General features: G+C 40.5%; 1 pseudogene. It reads left to right on the top strand.

The features are described from left to right. A pseudogene (locus ACFINC_RS10765) lies at positions 1–342 on the top strand (hypothetical protein); the annotation flags it as partial. Positions 343–375 lie beyond the last annotated feature (33 nt).

Below are 375 nucleotides of genomic sequence, written 5' to 3'. Positions count from 1 at the left end.
TTCGGGCTGGGCTGGGGTGTTCTAGACTTATGCTATAAGACCCTCCCAGCTCTTTTTCTTTACTTGAATTACCGTGTTGATAGGGCGCCACAAATGGTGGGCTATGTCGCATTTGAATCTTGTCCACAAGCGATCAGCTATCTTATTGCCGCGGGCATGATTGTATTGATGCATGTTGTAAATACGCGCTTTATGTATCTTGGTTTCGAAGATAAGCGAAAGGCCTATTTCTATCTGCCTTTTGTAATTCATTTTGCTGTTGGTCTTTTGTCTATGTTTGGCATTTCTTCAGACTACGCAATATTAATAAATTCTATTTCTGAGGCTTACTATAATGCTTGACAAATTGACATTATCTATTATCGGCGCCGTTTC

This window comes from Bartonella sp. AP58NXGY (assembly GCF_042195785.1).
GTDB lineage: Bacteria > Pseudomonadota > Alphaproteobacteria > Rhizobiales > Rhizobiaceae > Bartonella.
The sequence above is the reverse complement of the archived record's forward strand: the minus strand, read 5'-3'. Positions and strand labels throughout refer to the sequence as shown.